The sequence below is a fragment of the Novosphingobium album (ex Hu et al. 2023) genome, assembly GCF_022832385.1.
Taxonomy (GTDB): Bacteria; Pseudomonadota; Alphaproteobacteria; order Sphingomonadales; family Sphingomonadaceae; genus Novosphingobium; species Novosphingobium album.
Genome location: NZ_JALHLE010000009.1, coordinates 24,293 through 47,489, shown reverse-complemented (window position 1 = coordinate 47,489; position 23,197 = coordinate 24,293). Strand labels below are relative to the sequence as shown.

The window sequence follows — 23,197 nt, the reverse complement described above, 5'->3', positions numbered from 1 at the left end:
ACGTGCATTGTCCTTGCGCGGTCGATTTAGTCCACATGCATCTCGGGGTTGCGGGGGCCTTTTTGGGGGCTTTTTTGACGGATCTATATTTAAAATAATGTAAAATCATAGATTTATATCTATAATTTGCGCCCCTCACCGCCACCATATTGCGTTCACAGGCGTTCTCAATCGTATGGGCCACCCCTCAGGACTCATCGAACACAGCCAGAAGAGCGCGGAAAAGAAGACGGTCGGGCCGCCGTCGTAGCGCGTTGCTGCTCGATGCCAGTCCTTGAGGCGGCCGATGGAAATCCGGCGAAGCCATTGGGCATCGTCAGGCAATCTGTAACGTCCGTCGACGGAGACAGGTTCATGTCAGACTTCCTCCACTACAATCCCCGCAGTTCCAGAGTCTTGCGGCATGCCTGCGTTGCAGGCGCGCGGTGAAACCAACTCCACTCGAAATTGCGGCGAGGCTGGAACTCGGGATTTGCCAACTGCTGTTGCGGCACAGGATTTCTGCCCGGAACGACGGGTAAGTCCCCGAGTCGGGGGACGAAACGAGGACAATGTGACGCATTTGAAAACTGCGAGATGTGCCTGCCGGTAAGAGCAGTCAAAGGGAGGAGGTGTCTGGCGAAATAGGGGAATTCGCCAATGGATGATCTTCGCGACAGGCTCGATTGGTTCAAGTGCGTCGTTCTGCCCCATGAAGGCGCATTGCGAGCCCGTCTTCGTTCGCTAAGAGCGGATCCGCAGGACCTTGATGACACGGTGGCGGAAGTCCTGGCCCGGGCTTATGCGAATCACCGTTGGCACGAAGTCAAACAGGGCCGACCGTATCTCTTCACGATCGCCCGCAACCTGCTGATAGATCAAGTCCGCCGCAAAAAGATCGTTTCATTCGAAACCGTGACCGATCTGGATCAGCTGCAAGGACAAGGCAATCTGGAGGCGCAATTGTGCGCGCGCGACCAGTTGCGGCGTATCGAGAGGATCATCGCAACAATGCCTGCGCAGGCTGCCCGGGCTTTCTACTTGCGCCGCGTAGAGCAAAAAACTCCGACAGAAATAGCGGTGGAAATGAAGTTGTCCGTCTATACGGTTGAAAAGCATTTGAGCAAGGCGTTCCGGCATTTCATGCGTGCCATAGCCGAACAAGAGGCAGCCGATTGTGTCGAACCAAGACAGTGCCAAAGCGAGGGAAATGATAGAGCAGCAGGCGGCTGACTATTTCCTCGCGCAGGTCACTGATCCGACACCGGAACTGAAGCGGGAAATCGACGAATGGCTGGGCGGCAACCCTGCTCACGCTGTCGCCTATGCGCGCGCCGCGCGGGCGTGGGACATGACGGCAGATCTGTCTCTTTCCAGCATTGACGGGACAGTACACGCTTCCGACCGTGTGAATGAAACGCGCTGGCTGGATTTCGAGGACAAAATGTTCACACGCCGCCGCGTGCTGGCGGCCGGTGCGGCCGCCGGGATTGCCGGAGCTGTCGGCCTGGGCGTGTGGCATGGCCGCCGGGGGATTGCCACCGCTGTTGGAGAAGTGCGTGATGTCACGTTGCCTGACGGCTCGATCATGCACCTCAACACCGACAGCCGCGTCGTTGTGGCCTATTCCGGCAAGCGGCGCCTGATCCAGTTGCTCGCAGGAGAGGCTTATTTCGATGTCGCGCGCAATCCGGATCGCCCCTTCGACGTCGAGGTGAACGGTTCGACCGTGCGGGCGCTTGGCACTGCATTCAATCTGCGCGTCCTGTCCGAACTGGTCGAACTGACGGTGACCCACGGACTTGTTGGCGTGCATACGTCGGAAGGGCGGACTGGCAAGGTGCCGGCTGGTGACGGTGCCTATATCAAACCGCAAGACGTTGTCGTGGCCAGCCTACGCAAGGATGAGGTTGAACAACGGACCTTGTGGCGAAGCAACGTCATCGAATTGAACGGCGAATCGCTGGGGCAAGCCATTGCGGAATTCAACCGGTACCGCGCCGTGCCGATCGTCATTGGCGACCGCCGCCTGTCCGCACTGCGGGTCGGTGGCCGGTTCAGGACTGATGAAGCAGATCAATTCCTGACAGCGCTCAAACAGACACTGCCTCTCGATGTCATCCGTCAGGACGACGGCGGCGTACTGCTGATCTATCAGCCTCCTGCCGAATCCGGCGAAAGTGCCGTACCCTAGGTCCTGCCCCTAGGGATTGCCTTGACGGGCACGCGCCGGAAACTGAATTCGCCACCATCACAGCGGTTCACGCGGCGCCCGCCGCAGGCATTTTCCGTCAGTTCGTGGCGGTGCTTTTACGCGCCCGGAATGCGTTTTTTGCCGCATTGCAAAAATCTGAAGAAATTCTTTCATTCCCATGGCGGTCAGATCCGGCTGCTTCGTCTGTATTTTTGAGACTTCTGCTGAAGTCGATGAAAATAGGGGATCGGATCGATGAGTAAAACGGGAATGGGCATCTGCCTCCTCACAGCACTTCTCGCCGGGACGAGTACGCCATCTTTCGCGGCTGCAGCATCCGCACAATCGCTGAGCGACATCCATAACTTCAACATCCCGCCGCAAGATATGGGACAGGCCCTCGTTGCCCTGTCCAAGCAATCCGGAATCAGCCTTTTCTTCCGCTACGAAGAGGTCAACAGCTATCGCACGTCAGGTGTGCGCGGAACGTTGCCCACGGACGATGCACTGCGCCGCATCCTGTCCGGCACCAACCTTGAAATCATCCGCACCGGCAAGGACAGTGTTGCCATCGCGGCTCCGAAATCCCGCGGCAAGCGCAGCCAGGGCGGAACCAAGGCATACCCTGCTCTAGCCGAAGGAGACGACACAGCGGACATGGGTGCCGGAAGACCGCCGGCAGAACGCAATTCGGAACCGATCATCGTTACAGGAACGCGCTCGACCAATCGGACTGCCACCGACAGTCTCGCGCCGGTGGACGTGATCAGCAAGGCCGATCTGCAGACGTCCGGCAAGCAGTCGACCCGCGATCTTCTGGGCACGCTGGTGCCGTCTATCAATGTCTCGAATGACGGGGCTGGCGCGAGTTTCGCAGTCAAGACGCTATCGCTGCGCGGCCTGTCGGGAGATCAGTTGCTGGTCCTTGTGAATGGCAAGCGGCGCCACAACACCGCCACGATCTTCATCAACGGCGGCACCCAGAACGGCCAGTCGCCGCCAGACCTCGACCTTATCCCTTCGAACGCGATTTCGCGCATCGAAGTGCTGCGCGACGGTGCCGCGGCCCAGTACGGATCGGACGCCATTGCCGGGGTGATCAACATCATCCTGAAAGACGATACGTCCGGGAATGCCATGATGCTGGGCGGTGTCACGGGAGCGGGCGACGGTGTTCAGGGCCGCTATCAGCTCGATAAGGGCTTTGCCTTTGGCAACAGCGGATTCCTTCATCTGTCGGCGGAAGGATATATGCAGGGCCGCACAAGCCGAAGCGGCATCAACACACTGGTCAATGAAGACGTCAACATGGGTGGCCAGCCGCAAGTCTGGGGCGGAAACTTTGCTTACGACGCCGGCACTTCCCTGGGGGATAGCTTCGAATTCTACAGCTTCGGCACGATTTCGAAACGTACTGCGGACGCCTATCTGACGTATCGCACGCCCGGCGCGGTGAACAATATTCCCGAGCTTTTTCCCAACGGCTACTCGCCGCATCTCTACGTCAAGGATTTCGACTTTCAGGTTGCGGGCGGGATCCGCGGCGATCTCAGTGACACGTTGCACGTAGACCTGAGCACCACCTACTCGCGCGACAAGGTCGACTACAGCGAAACGACCACTTTGAACGCATCGTTGGGGCCAGACAGTCCCACGACATTGTACATCGGTTCACTGACTTCGACCGAGTGGACGTCAAACCTCGACGTCACCAAGTCGCTCGAAGTGGGTCTCGCTGCTCCGATGACGATTTCGGTAGGGGCCGAGTACCGAGACAACGGCTTCAGGATCGGCGCCGGCGAGCCGGACTCGTACATCAACGGCGGCTACGTCTCGACCACTGGCCTCAATGCCGGTGCCTTCCGCGCTGTGGGTTCGCAGGGCGTAACGGGCTTTCCGGACACTTCTGCCGGAACCTGGCACCGTCACAACTGGAGCGCTTACATCAATATCGAACAGACCATCATTGACGGTCTGGACTTCGGGCTGGCCGGCCGACACGAGGATTACTCGGATTTCGGCACCACCAATACCGGCAAGGCTTCGCTCCGGATCGAGCCCGTTCACGGCTTTGCCATCCGCGGCACGGCGAGCACCGGCTTTCGTGCGCCGACCCTGCAGCAAGAGCACTACTCTTCGGCCAGTACGATCAACGTGAATGGCCAGCTTTTGCCGGTGTCGGCCCTGCCGGTTGACACCGAGGCTGCGATTGCCCTCGGCGCGGAGCCGCTCAAGCCCGAAAAGTCCACCAACTTCTCGGCGGGTATCGTCTTCACAGCGATCCCCAAGCTCACGCTGACCGTTGACGCCTATCAGGTGAAGATCCGCGACCGCATCCTGCTCAGCCAGACACTGACTGGTTCCACCGTCCTGCAAGTGCTGAACGATGCCGGCATCTACTCCTCTGCTGGCGGCTTCTACTTCTCGAACGCGGCGGACACGAGGACCCGTGGTCTCGACATCGTCGGGACCTACAAGACACCGATCGGATCGCTGGGTGATTTCAGCTTCACGCTGTCCGCAAACTTCAACAAGACCACATTCACCCATATCGACCAGTTGCCGGATGTTCTTGCCGATGCCGGCTTGGTGCTGATCGGCGGAACGCGCGAAGGCGATTTCACCCGGGGAACGCCGCACGACAAGTTCATTGCCAATATCAACTGGTCGTCAGGCCCGGCGAGCCTCAACTTGCGGGCTACCCGTTACGGCGAGGTGACGTGGGTCCTGGGCAGCCCCACGACCAACCAGACCAACGGTGCGAAGGTGCTGATTGATCTCGAAGGCAGTTATGAGATCAGGGACGGGATCAAGATTTCCGCAGGCGCGAACAATCTGCTGAATACCTATCCTGACAAGCTGCCGGCCGCGTTCGCAGCCTCTGGCTTCCTGAAATACAACTTCTATTCGCCCTACGGTGTCAGCGGGGGCTTCTACTACGGCAAGCTGACCTTCAGCTTCTAAGGCAGCAGGAGAAAGACGGATGACCGCCGGAAAAGAACAGGGATCAGGCGTCAACAGGCGCGAGGCCTTGGCCTTGAGCGGTTTGGGCTTGATCGCGGCTGGCGCGTCATCCGGCCTTTCCGGGCAGACCGTACAGGCGGCCACCGGAGACGAAGTTGCCGTAACGGCCGATCAGGTGACAAACGTGGCTCTGACCGTTTCTCCGGACGGGAAGACCATTGCCGTTGATCTCTTGGGTATTCTCTGGACGATACCGGTCACGGGCGGCCCGGCCACGCGTTTGACGGGTGATTTCGATGATCTGGGCCAGCCGGACTGGTCGCCCCGAGGCGACGAGATCATCTTTCAGAGTTACCGGACCGGCAATTTCCATATCTGGTCGATTCCGGCGGGGGGAGGTTCCCTGACACAGCTTACCAGCGGGCTGTGCGATGACCGTGAACCGCGCTGGTCGCCGGATGGAAAGACGATCGCCTTTTCTAGCGATCGCAGCGGGGGGCGTTACGCCATCCATCTGCTCGATGTTGCGAGCGGGAAAGTATCGCTCATTTCGCAAGGTTCCTCGCAGGACTCCGAACCGTGCTGGACGCCGGACGGAAAGGCTGTGCTCTATGTGGCGAACGGGGCACGGCTGATGCGCCAGCCGCTGGATGGCAGCGAAGCCATAATGGTGGCGTCCGTGCCCGAAACCCACGATTTCTTCCATCCGTCGGCGATCATGGCTCCCGCGTCCGCGCTCGATGGTACGGTCTATTACACGCGGCAACAGCCCGGATCGATGACGCTGGTCGCCGGCGATCGAGACATTGTGGCGGGCGAGGATCTCTATCCTTTCCGCCCGGCCTTCCTGCCGGATGGCAGTATCCTCTATGCTTCCGGCGGCAGCATCTGGCGCCAGATGGCGAGCGGTGCGCGGGAGGCCGTGCCTCTCGCCGTGCAGGTCCCCGTCACCCGCCCCCGGTACAAGAAAAAGACGCGCGATTTCACCGGCACTTCGGCCCTGCCGGTGGTGGGGATCGTCGCGCCGGCATTGTCCCCTGACAGCAGGCACATCGTATTCGGTGCGCTGAACGACTTGTGGATGATGCCGGTCGGCGGTCTTCCGATACCCTTCGTGAAGGACGCCAGCTACAAGTGCGACCCGGCGTGGTCGCCGGACGGCAAGTCGATCGTGTTCTCGACCGACCGGGGCGGCACGCTGGACCTTTGGTTGAAAGACGTTGCAACTGGTCAGGAGCGCCAGCTTACCAACGTGCCGGACAAGGGGCTGGTTTCGGCCAACTGGTCGCCTGACGGCAAGCAGATCGCCTGCCTCGATCAGAACGGGGCCCTGCAAGTTGTGGATTTGGCGTCCGGCGCCATCCAGCAGGTCTATGCACCGTTGTGGGAACCGGGGCGGCCCAGCTTCGGCCCCGGCGGCAAGACCATCGCCTATGCCGCGTTCAAACCCGTCTCGGCACGCTACCGCGAGGGCCTGAGCGAGATCCTGACGGTCGATACGGCCACGGGCGAGGGCAGTTATGCCCCGGTCGCACCCGGCAAATCGATCGGCGTTCGCGGGCTGGACGGGCCGGTGTGGTCGCCCGACGGCAAGATGATGGCTTACGTCTTTGCCAGCACGCTCTGGGTCGCGGCCGTTGATGAAGCCGGAAAGTTCAGCGGCGCGCCACGGCAGATCACCACCGAAGTCACCGACGCGCCCAGCTGGAGCGGCGATTCCGCTTCGCTGCTTTACCTCAGCGGTGGCAAACTGCGTCTGGTCTCCATCAATGGGGGGGCATCGAGAACCATTCCCTGCCGTCTGACCTGGGCCAATGCCGTGCCTGATGGCCGGATGGTGCTTACCGCAGACAAACTTTGGGATGGCATCGCCGGGAGCGCGGCAACCGGCAGGGAAGTCGTGGTGGAAGGCAACCGCATCGCGGCGGTTCTGCCAAACGGCACGGTGACGGACGCCCATGCCAGGCGCCTTGCAGCGCCGGGCCAGACGCTCATGCCCGGCCTCATCGACATGCATACGCACCGTCAGATGCAGGGTTACAACTATGGCGACCGGATGGGCCGCGTCTGGCTTGCCATGGGTATCACGGCAACGCGTTCCCCCGGCTGCCCGGCCTACCACATGGTGGAGGACCGCGAGGCCATCCAGGGCGGGCACCGGACCGCGCCGCGTCACTTCGCCACCGGCGAGGCGATCGATGGCAGCCGCATCTATTACAACTTCATGCGTCCGGTCACCGAGCCGGGCCAGCTGGCCCTCGAAATGGAGCGTGCCCGGGCGCTCGATTACGATATGGTCAAGACTTACGTCCGGCTGCGCCACGATATTCAGAAACAGGTTGCCGATCAGGCCCATGCCATGGGCATGCATCTCAGTTCGCACTATCACTATCCCGCGCTGCACAGCGGGATGGACTGCATGGAGCACATGGGCGCGACCAACCGCTATGGCTATTCCCGCACCGTCACGTCGCTGGGTGGTGGCTACAAGGACGTGAACGGCCTGTTCGCTGCCGCTCATGCAGGCCGCACTCCCACTCTGTTCGTGGCCTCTGCCTTGCTGGGCGAAGACGATGGCCTTGTGCGGGACGAAAGGATCAAGACGCTGTTCCCGCCTTGGGAATATCTCAAGGTAGAAGCACGCGCCAGGATGATGTCCGATGGCGACCGCACGCCATTCCTGGAATCGCTGCAGCGGCAGGTGGACCAGATCAAGCAGACCATGGCCCTTGGTGGGCGCGTGATTTCCGGAACTGACGCCCCGATCGATCTCGTCGGCATCAGCCTGCACCTGAACTTGCGGGGCATGGTGCGGTGCGGCCTGAGCCCGCTCGAAGCGCTTTACACGGCGACACGCAATTCCGGCGAGTTCCTGGACGAACCCATCGGCAAGATCGCGCCCGGAATGCTGGCTGATCTCATCATGGTGGAAGGGGACCCCCTTGCCGACATCAATGCCACGGCAAGCGTCCGCACCGTGATCGCCAATGGCCGTGTGCATACGCCCAGCGAATTGCAGGCCCCTTTCGCCGAACCAGCCAGAACGAGCCTGCGTAACACCGTCCTGCCTCCGTTGGCTGCTGCTCAGGACTATTTCTGGCAGTCCGCCGAATACGTTGAGACGGGGCGTTCGGCCTGCTGCGCGGACCACACCTTCGTTGGCCATCCCCGGCGGTTTGCCAACTCCAAGGCTTCTGCTGCCAGCGTCTGAAAGAACGAAAGCAATAGCCACTCCGCGCGTGAGAATTCAAAAGCCAAACAATCGGCGGTCAAAGTCACGGGCTTGGAGCGGTCGGACGTTCAGGCGAGGGGCCGGGTTTCAAATCTATCGCGAATTGCAGACATTTTGACCGTTATTGCGGGACAACCATCAAATCGTCCATCATTTGGGTGAGATTTGGTGAAATGGCCCTGAACTGTCAGTGCCAAACTGCCAGAAAAAACCTCAGGAAAACAGCCGCTTGCGGGATGTTCTCGGACGCCTCTGGAGGCTGTAATGGAGGCCCGAGCCGGAATCGAACCGGCGTATACGGATTTGCAGTCCGCTGCGTCACCACTCCGCCATCGGGCCATCCGTGTGGAGGATTGCGCGCCTAGCAACGGATTGGCCGGCGTGCAACTCAGATTCGCGTTGAACGCGGCAAATCGTTTTGGGCCCTTTGCAGGCGGGTATGCTGGCCATGCGTTTGGCTCTTTCATCTTGCGACGTTCGCCCACTATGGTGAGGGCAGCCGATCGCCGTCGGCGCCATGAGGAGCGCTGTCTATGATTCTCGGAGCCGTTCTTGCCGGCGGGCTGTCTAGCCGCTTCGGTAGCGACAAGGCGCTGGCCGAACTGAATGGGCACACGCTCATCGCGCTGGCCGTCGATGCCTTGGCGGGCTGGTGTGAACATGTGGTGGTCGTGGGCCGTGAGACGGCTCCTGCGCCGACCCTGCCGGACTGGCCGCGCGCCGGCATGGGGCCGCTGGCCGGCCTTGCATCGGCCCTGCGTCATGCATGCGACGAGGGATATGACACTGTGCTGACGTGCGGGGTGGATGCAGCGGTCCTTCCTGAGGACCTGCTGGACGTCTTGTCGCCGGCACCCGCCTGTCTGGCTGCACAACCGGTGATCGGCCTTTGGCCCGCTTCGGCCGCTCCGGTGCTCGAGCAATTGTTGCAGCGTGAGGAGCGGCATTCGATGCTCCGGTTCGCCGGGTTGATCGGTGCGCGCGAGGTGCAGACTGCCGTATCGGTCCCCAACATCAACACACCCGCGGATCTTGCAGGCCTGTCAGAGCGGCAATGACCCCCCATCCTGACCGGGACAATTCAGATCGGCAGGGACAACCAGTTGGAGGCCTTGTCCGCACCCTGGCCGGAAAAGCGCATGGCGGCATGTTCCTTGCTGGCGGGGTATTTGCCGGGGGTGTCGCCAATGCGCAGGCAATAACCGCCTTCCTGTACCGTTTCGATAACGCCTTGCAGGCCGCCGATGGCCAGCTTGCGGCGCAGGCGCGACATGTGGACGGCGATGCTGTTGGTTTCGGGCACGAAGCCCATGCGCCACACGTCGTGGATCAGCGTTTGTTTGCTGACCGGGCGGTTGGGGCTATCTGCCAGTCGCCATAGCAGCGCGAATTCTCGCGGATTGAGGTTGAGTGGCTTGGTATCGACGTGGGCCTCGCGTGCGAGCAGGTCCAGCCGGAGCATGCCGAACTGGCGCTGGCGTGGCAGCCAGTGCGAAAAGTCAGCAACGCGTGCAGCGCGCGCTCCCAGCTCTTCAAGGGCGATCGTGTCGGAAACGACATCCGCGAACCCATGTTGCAGCAGCATGGTGCGTTCACCGGCGCGCTTGACGCCTGTTACCAGAATGTAGCGCCGGGCCTCCTCCGGATAAGTGGAGAGGACGCGCGTCCAGGCAACACTGTCGAGGTTGCCGGCGTTGATGATGCCGATGCAGTCTGCCGAGGGGCCATCGCCTTCATTAAGGCTCCAGCCGTCGCGGCGCAGGTCAAGAGCGGATGGAAGGTCTTCCACCCCCAGCCAGCAGAACTGGTAAGAATCCCCCCCACGCTGATTTGAAACGCCCATTAGTCCCCCATGTGGTTGCCGAGCGGCGAAGCGTCGGGGGAAGGATCAGGGTGAAGGGGATTCGGTACAACTCGAAAAATCTTACAGGATAAACTTGTGGTTTTTCCCTACACTATGGGGCTTTGCCTCAGGAAGCCGGGGTGTTTACCCCCATGGAGGTCAGGTAGCGCTTCACGTTGCGCGCGGCCTGACGCAGGCGCTGTTCGTTCTCGACCATGGCGATGCGCACGAAGCCCTCGCCGTCCTCGCCATAGCCCACGCCCGGTGCCACCGCGACTTCGGCATGGGTGAGGAGCTGCTTGGAGAACTCCAGGCTGCCCATCTCCTTGAGCGCGGGCGGCAGGGGAGCCCAGGCGAACATCGACGCCTTGGGGCTGGGGATGTCCCACCCGGCGCGGGCGAAGGCCTCTATCATCACGTCACGGCGTTTCTGGTAGAGCTGGCGGTTGCGTTCGACGATGTCCTGCGGGCCGTTGAGCGCGGCGCACGCGGCGGCCTGGATCGGCGTGAAGGCGCCGTAGTCGAGGTAGGACTTCACGCGTGTCATAGCCGCGATCAGCCGCTGGTTGCCTACTGCGAAGCCCATGCGCCAGCCGGCCATCGAATAGGTCTTGCTCATCGAGGTGAATTCGACGGCTACATCCTTTGCGCCGGGCACCTCGAGGATCGAGCGGGTCGGGTTACCGTCATAGTAGAGCTCGGAATAGGCGAGGTCGGACAGGACCCACACCTTGTTCTCCTTTGCCCATGCGACAAGGCGTTCGTAGAAGGCGAGGTCGACCGTCTCGGCCGTCGGGTTCGAGGGGTAATTGACCACCAGGATCGACGGGCGCGGCACGGTGAAGGCCATCGCCCGGTCGAGCGAGAGCCAGTAGTTCTCGTCGGGCGTGGTCGGCACCGAGCGGATGGTCGCACCGGCGATGATGAAGCCGAAGGTGTGGATCGGGTAGCTGGGGTTGGGCGCCAGCACCACGTCGCCCGGCGCGGTGATCGCGGTGGCGAGGCTGGCAAGGCCCTCCTTCGAGCCCATGGTCACGACCACTTCGTTCTCGGGGTCGAGTTCGACGCCGAAGCGAGTGGCATAGTAGTTGGCCTGGGCGCGGCGCAGGCCCGGGATGCCCTTGGACTGGGAATAGCCGTGCGCGTCGGGCTTGCGGGCCACTTCGCACAGCTTGTCGATCACGTGCTGGGGCGGGGGCAGGTCGGGGTTGCCCATGCCGAGGTCGATGATGTCCTTGCCCGCCTGGCGTGCCGCGTGCCGCATCGCGTTGACTTCGGCGATGACATAGGGCGGCAGTCGCTTGATGCGGTAGAACTCGTCTTCCATGACCTCTTTGAATCCATAAATACAGGCGGCACCATTGCCGCATCGTCCCTGTAGGGGATTACGCTCGTTGCGCAAATGCCTCATCGTTGCAAAGAATGTAACAACGGTTGATGGCGGCTGGCACTTGTTCGGACTCGACACGCGGCGCAAGGAAAGCCACACCGGGACTGGACAGGCAATGCACACCGAGGAGCTCGATTGCCCATGGCGAATAACGCCGGCGACCTGATGAACGACGTCCTGCGTACCCAGACCGAAAACATGGCAACCCTGTTTGGATCGCTCATGCCGGCTGCCGGCAAGGCGGATCCGGATTCCGCCGTGCAATGGGCTAAGATTGCTGCCCGCATGCAGTCGCTGTGGACCGACTATCAGGTGGAGCAGATCGGCAAGGTGACGGACAGTCCTCCGCACTATGCTGATCCGGTAAAATGGATCGCCACCGCTGAAGCTGTGTTCAGGCAATTGCCGCTGGCCAGTCCACAAGTGCAGCAGGATATCTGGGATGAAGTGATCGCTCTGGTCAACGCGGTATCCGGCCAGTTCGGGTTCGGCCCGCGCGGGTCGTCCGGCCCTGCGGAAGAACCGGAACTGCCCCGCCGCGACCGGCGTTTCGCTGATCCGCAATGGCAGCGCCAGCCTTTCTTCGCACTGCTGCACCAGCTTTATCTGCTGTTGGGTGAGAAGGTGATGAGCCTTGCCGAGGCGGTCGAGGATGTCGAACCGGCCCGCAAGGCGCAGCTTGTCTTCGCGGCCCGGGCCATGGTCGATGCGCTGAGCCCGGCGAATTTCCCACTGACCAATCCGGTCGCGCTCGGTCATGCGGCCGAAACCAATGGCGAGAGCCTGCTGCGCGGGTTCGAGAACATGCTGAACGACCTTCGCAAGGGTCAGCTTACGCATACCCGGCCGGGTGCTTTCGTGCTTGGCGAGAACATTGCCGTGACGCCGGGCAAGGTCGTCTATGAAACGCCTCTGTTCCAGTTGATCCAGTACACGCCGACTACGGCCAAGGTGCTCAAGACGCCGCTGGTGATCTTTCCGCCGTGGATCAACCGGTTCTACATCCTCGATCTCAACGCCAAGAAGAGTTTCGTGCGCTGGGCCGTGGAGCAGGGAGTCACCGTGTTCATGGTGTCCTGGAAATCGGCTGACCCGTCGATGGCGGGCCTGGTCTGGGACGACTACATCGAGGCTCAGATCGACGCGATCGATCATGTGCGGGAGCGGCTCGGCGTGCCCTCGGTGCACACGATCGGTTATTGCGTGGCGGGCACGACGCTGGCTGCAACGCTTGCTGTTCTCGCGCGAAAGGGGAAGGCGGACAAGGTCGCCAGTGCCACTTTCTTCACCGCTCAGGTGGACTTCGAGGACGCCGGAGACCTCAAGAACTTTATCGATGATCAGCAGATCGAAACGCTCGGGACGCTCTCGCCCGAAGGCTATCTCGACGGACGCTATCTGGCAGCGACCTTCAATCTCCTGCGCGGCAACGATCTCGTCTGGAGCTATGTCGAAAAGAACTATCTTAAGGGAGAAGACTACCCGGCCTTTGACCTGCTGCATTGGAACAGTGACGTAACCAACCTTCCTGCGCGCTGGCATCGCGATTATCTGCGTGATCTGTACCGCGACAATCGTCTCGCCGTGGCGGATTCGCTGACGGCCTGCGGCGTGCCGGTCGACCTGCACAGGATTGCCACGCCGGTCTACATTCAGGCCGGGCGCGAGGATCATATCGCGCCACCTGAGAGTGTGTGGAAGCTGACGCGCTACCTGTCTGGGCCGTGGACCTTCCTGCTCGCAGGGTCGGGGCATATCGCAGGCGTGGTCAATCCGCCGTCTTCCGGCAAGTACGGGTACTGGACCTGCGATGGCGCGCCAGAGACATTACCAGATTTCATCGCCGGTGCTGCGGAGCACTCGGGAAGCTGGTGGCCGCATTGGCGCGAGTGGCTCGGCAATGTGGATCCCACCCAGGTGCCGGTGCGCGGCAGGCGCAAACCTGGCGGCCGGGGTGACAAGATCATTGAAGATGCACCGGGGCGTTACGTTTCGACGCGTTGAAATGCCCGCAGGCGGCCTGATGAATGCCGGCTTGCAGCCAAACTGTCACGGTCGCGAAAGACACCGGATGCTATAGGCATGCTGGGAATTCCGCTGAATTTGCTGCACTGCAACATAAATTGTGCAATGCAGCAAATTCATATTGACTTCGCTTTTGCGAAAACCTATTGTGCATCGCAGCAACGATGATGCCGACTCGATTGAGGCGGTATCGCAGCCGGAAACAAATCCTCCGGTGCTGAAATGAATTCGATCGCTGGACAGGTTAAATGGCCGCAAACGAAGATCCGAAAGACATTGCAGCAACTGATAAGGCGTATCAGGCCGCATCCGATGCGGTGCCTGTGAAGCCGGCTGCAAAGAAGGTTCCTGCACGCAAGGCGAAAGCTGCAAGTGCGAAAGTTGAGGGCAAACCCGCCCAGCCAAAGCCTGCGGCGGCGCCCAAGGCGGCTCCTGCCAAGGTTGTGGCCAAGCCCAAGCCGGCTCCGAAGCCGAAACCGGTTGCGAAGACACCGGTGGCGGCGAAGCCAGTCAGTAAAGTTGTTCCGGTGAAGGCTGCGGCCGAGCCGGCTGCCAAGGTTGTCGAGGAAAAGCCGGCTCCGGCCGCTGCAAGCCCGAAGGCAGCCACTCCCAAGGCGGCGAAGACCGCTTCAGACCCCGCGTTCGCAGGACTTTTCACCAACTTCATGCTCGAGGAAAAGATTATGGACATGAGCCCCAATTTTGCCGGTTTTCAGGAAGCAGTCACCGAAGCTCAGGCGAAGGCCAAGGAAGCTTTCGAAAAGAGCACCAAGGCTCTCGGCGAAGTGAGCGATTTCACCAAGGGTAACGTTGAAGCCGTGGTGGAATCGGGCAAGATTCTCGCCGAAGGCATGCAGAGCATTGGCTCGGAACTGGTTTCCGAAGGCCGCAGCGCTTTCGAGACCATGACCGGCGACATCAAGGAACTCGCTGCTGCCAAGTCGCCGACGGACTTCTTCAAGATCCAGAGCGAAATGATGCGCAAGAACTTCGATAGCGCTGTCGCCTACGGTTCGAAGAACAGCGAAACCATGCTCAAGCTCGCCAGCGACGTGTTCGCGCCGATCTCCGGCCGCGTCAGCATGGCGATGGAAAAGGCCCGCTCGGCCGCGCTGTAAAAGCGGCGCGAACTGTCCGTTCGGGCGCATTTCGCCCGGTCGGCAGGGCTAAAAGCGACATTCTCGGCCGGGGCATCTTGAAGAAAGGTGCCCCGGTACGATATTCTGCCCGTCATGATTCCCTTTATCGCCGATTCCGTACTCTCGCGTCCCTGGCCAGTGCATGCCGGGGACGATCACGATTCGGACCGGAACACGGGTGGGGACGAGCAGGTTGGTATTGCCACCAAGACTCGCGCCAAGCCAAAGAAACCTAGCCAGTTCAAGGTTTTGATGCTCAATGATGACTACACCCCGATGGAATTCGTGGTGATGGTCCTCAAGCGCTTCTTCAATATGGACATGGAACAGGCCACGCGCGTGATGCTCCACGTCCATCAGAAGGGCGTCGGTGTCTGCGGCATCTTCCCCTACGAGATCGCCGAAACCAAGGTGAACCAGGTGATGGACTTCGCCCGGCAGAACCAGCATCCGCTGCAGTGCACGCTGGAAAAGGCCTGATTTGCCTACACCGGACGTGTGTCCGGCCCGCCACCTCCCGCTTCGAATTTCCAAATGCGCTTCTACCGGAACTGCACGATTGTGTGGTGGGTCTGCCCCGTTGCATCGAAGCCGCATCGGAAGCGGCCGTATTTCCCGGCCCTCTTTCCCCTTCGCCGGGTTGCGGTTAAGGCACTTTGTGTCTGACCCTGAGTATCGCGAGCCCCGTGAAATTCATTAGTCCCATCGACCGGTACATCTTCCGCCTCGTGCTGATGCCGATGCTCGCGATCTTCCTGCTCGCGGCGTCGTTGCTCGTTCTCGACAAGATGCTGCGGCTGTTCGATTTCGTGGCGACGGAAGGCGGGCCGATCGGGGTGGTATTCAAGATGCTGGGCAACATGCTGCCGGAATATGCCAGTCTGGCGATTCCGCTGGGACTGATGCTGGGCATACTCTTTGCCTTCCGCAAGCTGGCCACCAGCAGCGAACTCGACGTGATGCGGGCGGTGGGTCTCAGCTATACCCGCATGTTGCGCGTGCCCTACATGATCACGCTGGTCATGGTGGCGATCAACTTCGCCAATGTCGGTTATCTCCAGCCGCTGGCTCGGTATGCCTACGAGCAACTCAACTACGAGCTGAAGTCAGGTGCGCTGGGGGCCTCGATCAAGGTCGGCGAGTTCACCTCGCTCAAGGATCGCATCGCGCTGAAGATCGACGAGAGTCAGGATGATGGCCGGCGGCTCATGGGCATTTTCGCCCGCGTGGCCAACGACAAGGGCCAGGTCCTGTCCATTTCCGCGCGCGAGGGCCGGTTCCTTGCGCTGAAAGGATCGCCCGATACCATCATTCTGCGGCTGGAGCAGGGGCAGATCATCCAGGACGAACCGGGCCAGAAATCGCGCGTGCTCACGTTCACCCGGCATGACCTGCCGATCGAACTGCCGCAGATCGAGAAGTTCCGCCAGCGCGGCGGTGCTGCCCGCGAATATCTCCTGCCCGAGCTGATGAAGCTGGGCTGGAGCGACACGCAGCCCGAGGATGGGCGCGTCTCCAGTCAGGCCAATTTCAGCTATCGGATGGTGGAAGTGGTCATGATGTTGCTTCTTCCGCTCATGGCCGTCGCGCTAGCCATTCCGCCCAAACGGTCGACTTCGGCGCTGGGCCTTTTCGTCTCCATCGTGATGATCGTGGCCTATCACAAGGTCAATCAGTACGCGAACGACGTCGCCTCGCTGGGCAAGATCAATCCGCTGGTGGGGCTGTGGGGTCCTTTCGTGGTCTTTGCGGCTCTAATCCTGTGGATGTACTGGCGTGTAGCCTATGTGCCGGGTGGCCAAGCGATCGGCTGGCTGGAAAAGCTGGCGGCGGCCACCACCAAGTTCTTCAAGTCGTTCCTGCGCCGCAAGCGCCATGGCCCCCTGCTGCCAACACCGGCGGATCAATCCTGACATGCAGCTTGAATTCTTTCCCTCGCGCTCACTGACGTTCTACCTCGCGCGCTTGTTCGTCACCCGCATTCTTGCCGTGCTGCTGATGCTGGTGATGGTGCTGCAAGTGCTCGACCTGCTGGGCGAGAGCGGGGACATTCTGGCCTATCAGGGCAACGGCCAGATGCAGCTGCTCTATTATGTCTCCCTGCGTGCCCCCCAATTGGTCGCGCGGTTCCTCCCCTATTCGGTGCTGCTTGCCACGATCATCACTCTCGTGACGCTGAACCAGAACAGCGAAGTCATCTCGATGAAGGCCGCGGGGCTCTCGGCGCATCAGGTGCTGGCGCCGCTGATGCTCACGGCACTGGTGATTTCGGGCCTGACATTCGCATTCAACGAAAGGGTGGTCACGCGGTCCAGTGCGGCACTGGATGCTTGGCAGGCGGTCGATTACGGCCCTATCCCGAAAGCGTCGGGTGTCCGCAGCAATCTCTATCTGTCGGACGGCAGTGATCTGCTGCTGGCCAGGACATTGGCCGGGAGTGGCAACGACATGGTGCTGACCGGAGTGACGTTCTACCGGCGCGATGCCAACGACATGCTAGTCGAGCAGCTGCGCAGTCCGCGCGCTACGTATGCCGGCCCCGGCTGGAAACTGGAAAAGCCAGTCCGCTTCGACGTGTCCAGCACCCGGACCACGCAGTTGGCTACGGCAACGGTGGCGAAGGGCCTGACGCCGGCCAAGGTAACGCTCGCCAAGGTCGATGCCGATTCCGAGGATATCTTCACGCTGGCCGGATCGATCGAGGCGATGCGCGCCGCCGGACGACGGACAAGCGCGCTCGACGCAGCCTGGTGGCACAAGATCTCGGGTCCGCTGTCGTCCACGCTGATGCCGCTCCTGGGCGCGGTAGCGGCCTTCGGTCTTGCGCGCTCGGGCCAGCTCCTCATCCGCGCCGCTCTGGGCATGGCGCTGGGTTTTGCCTATTTCGTCTTCGACAATGCAGCGCTGGCCATGGGCAACTTCGGTGGATACCCCCCCTTCGTGGCTGCCTGGGCGCCGTTCATCCTGTTTGCTCTGATCGGCGAAACAGTGCTGATCCGCACCGAGGAGTAGGCGGACAGGGTTTGCAGCGCTTTCCTGTTGTCCCTTTTTTACCTTGCTTGCATCGTGCTGCGGGCCAGGCGTGTCAGCAGCGTCATCAGTCCCTTGTAGCTGGCCTGTTCGTAGGTCGAGTTGGCGCCGAGGTGAGTCGAGAGGCGGCGATGGCATTCGCCCAGCGAGTGATAGGGCATCGACGGCAACAGATGGTGGAGTGCGTGGAAGCGCAGGCCGACGGGTGCCCATAGCGGCGACAGCAGGGCCGGCGGCGGGACATTGACCGAATCGAGATATTGCGCCGTCACCGTCATCGCTTCGCCGTCGTTCTCCCACAGGTGCGCGACAAGCGTGCGCACCTGGTTGAGGAACGCGGTGAACGAGATCACGCACAGGGCGATGATCAACGGACGCCAGCCGTAGAGATAGCTCGCGGCAAGGACCGAGATCGTCCAGACAGAGGCTCCAAGCTCCTGCCAGAACACCATGCGGGCAAAATCGCCTTCGGGTTTACGGCGGCGGTACTGCGGGTTGATCGACAGGGCCGAGGCTCGTTCCCACACCAGTTTGCGCAGCGGCGGAACAATGACGCCGAGCGGCACGAGTATCGCTGAGCGCACCAGCAGCGCCAGCGGCAGCAGGATCGCGGTGAGCGCGAAGACCGGCAGGCTCCAGGGCTTCATCAGGGCAAGCGGCATGTATTCAGGGTCGTCGTTTGTCCCGTAGCGGGTACGGGCGTGGTGTTGGGTGTGCACGCCTTCGTACATGAAAGAGGGGATCATCATCGGGATGCCGACTAGCAGGTTCCAGACGAAGCGGAATCCCGGCAGGGCGTCCTTGTGGATGTGGGTCAGCTCGTGGATGAACAGCAACGCACGGTACAGCATCAGAGCGGAGAAAATGCCGCAGGCCAGCGCGACGAGCGGGTTCTGCAGCAGGATCGCTCCGGCCAGTGCGGCATAGCCCAGCAGCGCCGATCCCAGCATGTCGGGCCAGTAAATGGCCGCGCGCGCCTCGGAAATGTCGCGTGTCAGTTCGACCGCGGCGCGCAGCATCTCCTTGTCGTCGGGAATCTGCGAATGCCATGTCGTGGCGATCCGCTCTGACGGTTCTGCGCGGGGGGAGGGCCGGGGCTGTTCCGTCACGTCCTGGGCAATCATGTGTTCAAAATCCAAAGCATTCCGGACAAAACCGTGTCCGGCGCGGGGTTGAAGGAAATGGCGGCGCGGCGGCCGCTTGACAAGGGGGCGTGTCCCGCCGCACTTCGCGTATCCGCACGTCCCATAGGCTGGAACAAAGGCAGCATCGTGGCCAATTCCGAAATCGTCATAACGCCCGTTTCCAGCAAGGCCGATCGCGCCGCTTTCGTGGACTGCGCTTACCAGCTCAATGCGTCAGATCAAAACTGGGTGCCCAATCTGCGCTCGGAGGAGATCTCCAAGTTTACCCCTGGCAAGAACCCGTTCTTCGAACATGCCCGCTGCCAGCTGTTCCTGGCCCGCCGCGGCGGCTCGATCGTGGGGCGGATATCGGCGCACATCGATGAACTGGCGCTGAAACAGCCCCTCGAACAGGGCATGGGACCCGGCACCGGCAACTGGGGCGCAATCGAGGCGGAGGACGAGGCTGTCGCGAGTGCTCTGATTACCACCGCCGAGGATTGGCTGCGCAAGGAAGGCATGACCCGCGTCCTGGCGCCGATGAACCTGTCGGTATGGGAGGAGCCGGGCCTGCAGGTGCGCGGGCACGATCACGCGCCGATGGTGATGATGGCGCATCACAATGCAGCCTATCAGGCCTGGATCGAGGGCGCCGGTTATGGCCGGGTCAAGACGCTCTACACCTATGACCTGGACGTCACGCAGCAATTCCCGCCGCTGGTGCAGCGTATCGTCGCGTCGGGCGAAAAGAATGCCAAGATTCGCGTGCGGGACGCCGAGCTCAAGCATTTCGACAGGGATGCGGCGATCATCTGCGACATCCTGAACGACGCCTGGTCCGACAACTGGGGCTTCGTGCCCTTTACGGATGAAGAAGTCGCGCACATCGGCAAGGTCCTGAAGCCGCTGGTTCACCCCAGCCTCATCCGCATCGCCGAATACGAAGGCGAGCCGGTGGCTTTCATGATGACGCTGCCCGATCTCAACGGCATCCAGATGCGCGTGAATGGCCGTAACGGCAAGCCCTCGCTGTTGGGGCTCATCAAGCTGCTGCTGTGGCTGCGCAAGCCCAAGCCGGCGGACATGCGGGTGCCTCTGATGGGCGTGCGCAAGAAGCTGCAGTCCTCGCGTTTGGCCAGCCAGCTGGCTTTCATGATGATCGAGTATATCCGCCGCGCCGCTACTGCAAAGTTCGACGCGAAGCGCGGTGAGATCGGCTGGGTACTCGAGGACAACCAGGGCATGGTGGCGATCGCGGACACCATCGAAAGCAAGGTCAACCGCGAATACGTGATCTACGAGAAGATCCTATAGGTCCGTTCGTTCTGCGGAAATTCTTAACGGATTGTCGCTAATCTCTCTGCAGGTTTTGCTGAAGAGGCAGGCGATGAAATACCGGTCATGGCTCGTCGTATCCGGCGCCAGCGAGGTGCAGCTTGGCGCAGCGTTCGGGACTGGCGCAGACTGCGTGGTCGTAGATCTTGCCGATACCGTTCCGCATGAAGCCAGGGCGCGAGCCCGTCAGATGGGCGCCGAGTGGCTGACGGCCCATCGGACCAACCTGTTCGGGAGCCGCGGCATGAGCCGCTGGGTCCGTGTCAATGCACTGGAATCAGGTTGCTCGCGTGAGGACCTGGCCGCTGTCATGGCAGGAGCGCCGGACGGCGTGATCCTGCCGCGGGCGGCAGGACCGGAGGCGGTGCGCCATCTGGCCAGCGAGATCTACGAGCTCGAGCAGCATTTCGCGCTCCCGGCCGGTTCGACGCGGATCTTGCCGGTCGTCGGAGAGACGCCGGTCGCAGCCATGCAGATCTCGCACTACCTCGAAGCCGCGCATCAGCGTCTTTGTGGGCTGACATGGAGTGAGGCGGGACTGGCCGCGTCGCTCGGTGCCACTAGCGCGCGCGAAGGCGAGGGTAGCCGCAGCGACGTCAGCCGTTTCGTCAGAGCTCAGACGCTGCTGACCGCCCATGCAGCGCACATCGTTGCAATCGAGGCACCGTGTCGGGATTGCGAGGACGAGACCGCGATCAAGGCTATGGCGCAAAGAGCCAGGGCCGATGGCTTTACCGGCATGTTCGCGGTTCATCCCCGGCAGGTGGACGTCATCAACCTGGCGTTTACGCCCGGCATCCGGGAAATCGAAGAGGCGCAGGAGATCGTGGCCGCGTTCGAAATGAATCCTCACGCCGTTTCGCTGCCACTGCGCGGCCGCACGGTCGAACGTGCCGAACTCGTCAGGGCGCAACGGGTGGCTCACCTCGCCGAAACCGAAATTTTCGGAAACGATGCGAGGCGCAGGTCTATTCTGCGGCCGGCGTAACCTGTCCGGCTTGCGCGCTTGTCGCATCAGGCATCTCACCTGCCGCTGCCGTCCCGTTCGTATCGGTGCTTTCGGAAGGCGCTGCGACGGGTTGGCTGGGGCCGTGCTTGCCTTTGGCGGCATCGGGATCGGCCAGCGGGGCCTGTGAGCGGACGGTGTCGTAGGGCAGCATGTCGTCAGTGACCGAACGGGGCAGGATTTCGCCTGCGGCGGTTGTCTGGCCGGGTTCCGTGCTCTTCTTGCAGCCGCCAAGCGGCAAGGCCGCAGCCAGGGTCAGGACAAGCGCTGCACGGGTCAGAGCGGTTGGAGAAGTCATTCAGGCGGTCTCCCGGGGGCAGGGGCTTTCAAGGGCGGCAAGGAAGCTGCCGGCCCGGGCGATGAGTGCTTCGTCCCAGGCGCTGAAATCGACTTCGTGGCCAAGGCGCGCCAGGCTGGTCACGCCGAACTCCTCGATACCGCACGGCACAATCCCGGCAAAGTGCGACAGGTCCGGGCGGATATTCACGGCAAACCCGTGCATCGTCACCCATTTGCGGATGCGCACGCCGATTGCGCCGATCTTGGCTTCGCGCCCGTCAATATCGGTGGTCCAGATGCCGATCCGGCCTTCCGAACGGAAGCTCTCGACGCCGAAGTCCCGCAAAGTGTCGAGCACCCAGCCTTCGAGCGCATGAACGAAGCCGCGCGCGTCGCGGGCGCGCTTCTTGAGATCGAGCAGGACGTAGCACACGCGCTGGCCCGGGCCGTGGTAGGTATACCGCCCGCCGCGCCCCGCCTCGACCACTTCGAAGCGCGGATCGAGCAGTTCCGCGGAAGCTGCGCTGGTGCCGGCGGTGTAGACGGGCGGGTGTTCGAGCAGCCAGATCAGCTCGCGTGCTTCTCCTGCGGCGATCGCGGCATTGCGCGCGGTCATCTCGACGAGAGCCTCGCGGTAGGGGACCGGTGCAGCGGACATACGCAACTCGATATCGCCCGGCAGCGTCAATTCACCGGTATCTGTGGCGGGAATCGTCATGGCGCGTTGCGTGGCGTCATTCCCTGCGGTTATCAAGTGCCTTTAGACAGTGCGCCCTGCTGGCGCCCGGGAGTATGTATGAAGTTTGACAGCAACAGGGCGTGGCTCGATGCGATGGCCGCAGTGAGTGCCAACCGGCACGTGCTGCTGGCGGTCGCGGGGGTTTTCTTCCTGCTGCCCACGCTGCTTTCGACAGTGTTCCTCACCGATGTCCAGACACAGATGCTGCAGTCCGTGAGCAAGCCAGAAGTGTTCGAAGCGATTTTTGCTCAGAACCTCGGGTTGTTTCTCGGCTTCGGCATCGGCGGCATGCTGGTGCAGGGTGTTGGGTATCTGACCGTCATGGCTCTTCTGAGCGATCGTGGGAGGCTCACGGTAGGCGAGGCGATCATGGTCGCGTTCCGGGCGCTTCCGTCGCTGATCGGAGTTGCGCTGCTGTCCATGGTCGGCTTGTCCGCAGCCATGATGGCATTTGGCGTTGTGCTGGGAGGAATAGTGGGCCTCGTTGCCGGCGTGGGCGTCGCGTCGGTTCTGGTGGCCGTCGCCATGGCCGTGCTGATGATCTACCTTTCGGTCAAACTGTCGCTGGTGGTGCCGGTGGTGATCAACGACGGAATTGGCAACCCGGTGGCGGCGATGGCGCGGTCCTGGCGTCTGACGCGGCACAACAGCCTGCGTCTATTCGGCTTCTTCCTGCTGCTGATGATCGCCTACCTCGCAATCGCTTTCATGGTGACGGTGGTAGTCGTCGGCCCGGCAGCTCTGCTGCTGGGTGAGGGGCAGGCTCTGACGTTGCTTGGCGGCGTGATTTCCGGCGCTATCAGCGCCGTGGCGAGCGTGATTCTGACCGCAGTGCTGGCCTACACGCACCGCCAGCTCGCGGGGCCCTTGGCCGGGACGATATCGCAAACGTTCGAATAAATTGGGATTAGAGAAAAG

The 23,197-nt window shown here is 61.7% G+C and carries 18 protein-coding genes, 1 tRNA gene and 1 pseudogene; 13 read left to right on the top strand and 7 right to left on the bottom strand.

Features of this window, described 5'->3' with window-relative positions:
* Positions 1–204: 204 nt before the first annotated feature.
* Positions 205–294, bottom strand: a pseudogene (locus MTR64_RS21550) (IS5/IS1182 family transposase); the annotation flags it as partial.
* A 345-nt stretch (positions 295–639) separates the two neighbouring features.
* On the opposite strand from MTR64_RS21550, the gene MTR64_RS07790 reads away from it, so the two are divergent.
* The 4 genes from MTR64_RS07790 to MTR64_RS07775 all read left to right on the top strand — a co-directional run bounded on the left by MTR64_RS07790 (position 640) and on the right by MTR64_RS07775 (position 8,348).
* Positions 640–1,212, top strand: a complete 573-nt coding sequence (locus MTR64_RS07790) for an RNA polymerase sigma factor (RefSeq protein ID WP_243992533.1) — start codon at positions 640–642, stop codon at positions 1,210–1,212.
* Positions 1,190–2,173 carry a FecR family protein gene (locus MTR64_RS07785; protein WP_243992531.1) on the top strand — a complete coding sequence of 328 codons (984 nt, stop codon included), beginning with the start codon at positions 1,190–1,192 and terminating at the stop codon, positions 2,171–2,173. Before MTR64_RS07790 ends, MTR64_RS07785 begins: the two co-directional genes overlap by 23 nt.
* Positions 2,174–2,428: 255 nt before the next feature.
* Positions 2,429–5,137 carry a TonB-dependent receptor gene (locus MTR64_RS07780; RefSeq protein ID WP_243992529.1) on the top strand — a complete coding sequence of 903 codons (2,709 nt, stop codon included), beginning with the start codon at positions 2,429–2,431 and terminating at the stop codon, positions 5,135–5,137.
* A gap of 19 nt (positions 5,138–5,156) precedes the next feature.
* On the top strand, positions 5,157–8,348 hold the full coding sequence (locus MTR64_RS07775; RefSeq protein WP_243992527.1) for an amidohydrolase family protein: 3,192 nt from the start codon (positions 5,157–5,159) through the stop codon (positions 8,346–8,348).
* Positions 8,349–8,634: 286 nt separating this feature from the next.
* Here the strand turns inward: MTR64_RS07775 and MTR64_RS07770 are convergent.
* Positions 8,635–8,708 (bottom strand) — tRNA-Cys (locus MTR64_RS07770).
* A 194-nt stretch (positions 8,709–8,902) separates the two neighbouring features.
* On the opposite strand from MTR64_RS07770, the gene MTR64_RS07765 reads away from it, so the two are divergent.
* On the top strand, positions 8,903–9,427 hold the full coding sequence (locus tag MTR64_RS07765; RefSeq protein WP_243992525.1) for a molybdenum cofactor guanylyltransferase: 525 nt from the start codon (positions 8,903–8,905) through the stop codon (positions 9,425–9,427).
* A gap of 23 nt (positions 9,428–9,450) precedes the next feature.
* On the opposite strand, the gene MTR64_RS07760 is transcribed toward MTR64_RS07765, so the two are convergent.
* Together MTR64_RS07760 and MTR64_RS07755 are read right to left on the bottom strand one after the other, a co-directional pair.
* A complete protein-coding gene (locus MTR64_RS07760; RefSeq protein ID WP_243992523.1) occupies positions 9,451–10,212 on the bottom strand; it encodes a winged helix-turn-helix domain-containing protein in 762 nt (253 codons plus the stop codon).
* Between the two features lie 127 nt (positions 10,213–10,339).
* Positions 10,340–11,539 carry an LL-diaminopimelate aminotransferase gene (locus MTR64_RS07755; protein ID WP_243992521.1) on the bottom strand — a complete coding sequence of 400 codons (1,200 nt, stop codon included), beginning with the start codon at positions 11,537–11,539 and terminating at the stop codon, positions 10,340–10,342.
* Between the two features lie 204 nt (positions 11,540–11,743).
* Between MTR64_RS07755 and MTR64_RS07750 the strand changes: the two genes are divergently transcribed.
* From MTR64_RS07750 to lptG, 5 genes are all read left to right on the top strand, one after another.
* Positions 11,744–13,606 (top strand): PHA/PHB synthase family protein, encoded by a 1,863-nt coding sequence (locus MTR64_RS07750; protein WP_243992519.1) that lies wholly within the window; start codon positions 11,744–11,746, stop codon positions 13,604–13,606.
* 269 nt (positions 13,607–13,875) lie between these two features.
* Positions 13,876–14,745 carry a phasin family protein gene (locus MTR64_RS07745; protein WP_243992517.1) on the top strand — a complete coding sequence of 290 codons (870 nt, stop codon included), beginning with the start codon at positions 13,876–13,878 and terminating at the stop codon, positions 14,743–14,745.
* A 114-nt stretch (positions 14,746–14,859) separates the two neighbouring features.
* Complete coding sequence (gene clpS / locus MTR64_RS07740) at positions 14,860–15,246, top strand: ATP-dependent Clp protease adapter ClpS (protein WP_243992516.1); 387 nt, start codon at positions 14,860–14,862, stop codon at positions 15,244–15,246.
* A 206-nt stretch (positions 15,247–15,452) separates the two neighbouring features.
* Positions 15,453–16,679, top strand: a complete 1,227-nt coding sequence (gene lptF, locus MTR64_RS07735; RefSeq protein WP_243992515.1) for an LPS export ABC transporter permease LptF — start codon at positions 15,453–15,455, stop codon at positions 16,677–16,679.
* Position 16,680: 1 nt separating this feature from the next.
* The gene (gene lptG, locus MTR64_RS07730; protein ID WP_243992514.1) at positions 16,681–17,778 is read left to right on the top strand and encodes an LPS export ABC transporter permease LptG; all 1,098 of its coding nucleotides are present in this window, start codon (positions 16,681–16,683) and stop codon (positions 17,776–17,778) included.
* 38 nt (positions 17,779–17,816) lie between these two features.
* Here lptG and MTR64_RS07725 read toward each other — a convergent pair whose 3' ends face one another.
* Positions 17,817–18,920, bottom strand: coding sequence for a fatty acid desaturase family protein (locus tag MTR64_RS07725; protein WP_243992511.1), 1,104 nt, complete (start codon positions 18,918–18,920; stop codon positions 17,817–17,819).
* Positions 18,921–19,067: 147 nt separating this feature from the next.
* Between MTR64_RS07725 and MTR64_RS07720 the strand changes: the two genes are divergently transcribed.
* The gene (locus MTR64_RS07720) at positions 19,068–20,234 is read left to right on the top strand and encodes an N-acetyltransferase (RefSeq protein WP_243992509.1); all 1,167 of its coding nucleotides are present in this window, start codon (positions 19,068–19,070) and stop codon (positions 20,232–20,234) included.
* A gap of 73 nt (positions 20,235–20,307) precedes the next feature.
* The gene (locus MTR64_RS07715; RefSeq protein ID WP_243992507.1) at positions 20,308–21,243 is read left to right on the top strand and encodes an HpcH/HpaI aldolase/citrate lyase family protein; all 936 of its coding nucleotides are present in this window, start codon (positions 20,308–20,310) and stop codon (positions 21,241–21,243) included.
* On the opposite strand, the gene MTR64_RS07710 is transcribed toward MTR64_RS07715, so the two are convergent.
* Together MTR64_RS07710 and lipB are read right to left on the bottom strand one after the other, a co-directional pair.
* Positions 21,224–21,559 carry a hypothetical protein gene (locus MTR64_RS07710; RefSeq protein ID WP_243992506.1) on the bottom strand — a complete coding sequence of 112 codons (336 nt, stop codon included), beginning with the start codon at positions 21,557–21,559 and terminating at the stop codon, positions 21,224–21,226. The genes MTR64_RS07715 and MTR64_RS07710 overlap by 20 nt on opposite strands.
* Complete coding sequence (gene lipB, locus MTR64_RS07705) at positions 21,560–22,258, bottom strand: lipoyl(octanoyl) transferase LipB (RefSeq protein WP_243992504.1); 699 nt, start codon at positions 22,256–22,258, stop codon at positions 21,560–21,562.
* 78 nt (positions 22,259–22,336) lie between these two features.
* Here lipB and MTR64_RS07700 point away from each other — a divergent pair, with 78 nt between their 5' ends.
* Positions 22,337–23,179, top strand: a complete 843-nt coding sequence (locus tag MTR64_RS07700; RefSeq protein ID WP_243992502.1) for a lipoyltransferase — start codon at positions 22,337–22,339, stop codon at positions 23,177–23,179.
* Positions 23,180–23,197: the final 18 nt, after the last annotated feature.

Excerpts from the sequence above, each read along its gene's own strand:
- MTR64_RS07700 (WP_243992502.1), top strand. The coding sequence starts at position 22,337 with ATGAAGTTTGACAGCAACAGGGCGTGGCTCGATGCGATGGCCGCAGTG.
- MTR64_RS07750 (WP_243992519.1), top strand. The coding sequence starts at position 11,744 with ATGGCGAATAACGCCGGCGACCTGATGAACGACGTCCTGCGTACCCAG.
- MTR64_RS07755 (WP_243992521.1), bottom strand. The coding sequence starts at position 11,539 with ATGGAAGACGAGTTCTACCGCATCAAGCGACTGCCGCCCTATGTCATC.
- MTR64_RS07710 (WP_243992506.1), bottom strand. The coding sequence starts at position 21,559 with ATGACTTCTCCAACCGCTCTGACCCGTGCAGCGCTTGTCCTGACCCTG.
- MTR64_RS07745 (WP_243992517.1), top strand. The coding sequence starts at position 13,876 with ATGGCCGCAAACGAAGATCCGAAAGACATTGCAGCAACTGATAAGGCG.
- clpS (WP_243992516.1), top strand. The coding sequence starts at position 14,860 with ATGATTCCCTTTATCGCCGATTCCGTACTCTCGCGTCCCTGGCCAGTG.
- lipB (WP_243992504.1), bottom strand. The coding sequence starts at position 22,258 with ATGACGATTCCCGCCACAGATACCGGTGAATTGACGCTGCCGGGCGAT.
- MTR64_RS07715 (WP_243992507.1), top strand. The coding sequence starts at position 20,308 with ATGAAATACCGGTCATGGCTCGTCGTATCCGGCGCCAGCGAGGTGCAG.
- MTR64_RS07785 (WP_243992531.1), top strand. The coding sequence starts at position 1,190 with ATGATAGAGCAGCAGGCGGCTGACTATTTCCTCGCGCAGGTCACTGAT.
- lptG (WP_243992514.1), top strand. The coding sequence starts at position 16,681 with ATGCAGCTTGAATTCTTTCCCTCGCGCTCACTGACGTTCTACCTCGCG.
- MTR64_RS07760 (WP_243992523.1), bottom strand. The coding sequence starts at position 10,212 with ATGGGCGTTTCAAATCAGCGTGGGGGGGATTCTTACCAGTTCTGCTGG.
- MTR64_RS07725 (WP_243992511.1), bottom strand. The coding sequence starts at position 18,920 with ATGATTGCCCAGGACGTGACGGAACAGCCCCGGCCCTCCCCCCGCGCA.
- MTR64_RS07790 (WP_243992533.1), top strand. The coding sequence starts at position 640 with ATGGATGATCTTCGCGACAGGCTCGATTGGTTCAAGTGCGTCGTTCTG.
- MTR64_RS07780 (WP_243992529.1), top strand. The coding sequence starts at position 2,429 with ATGAGTAAAACGGGAATGGGCATCTGCCTCCTCACAGCACTTCTCGCC.
- MTR64_RS07775 (WP_243992527.1), top strand. The coding sequence starts at position 5,157 with ATGACCGCCGGAAAAGAACAGGGATCAGGCGTCAACAGGCGCGAGGCC.
- MTR64_RS07765 (WP_243992525.1), top strand. The coding sequence starts at position 8,903 with ATGATTCTCGGAGCCGTTCTTGCCGGCGGGCTGTCTAGCCGCTTCGGT.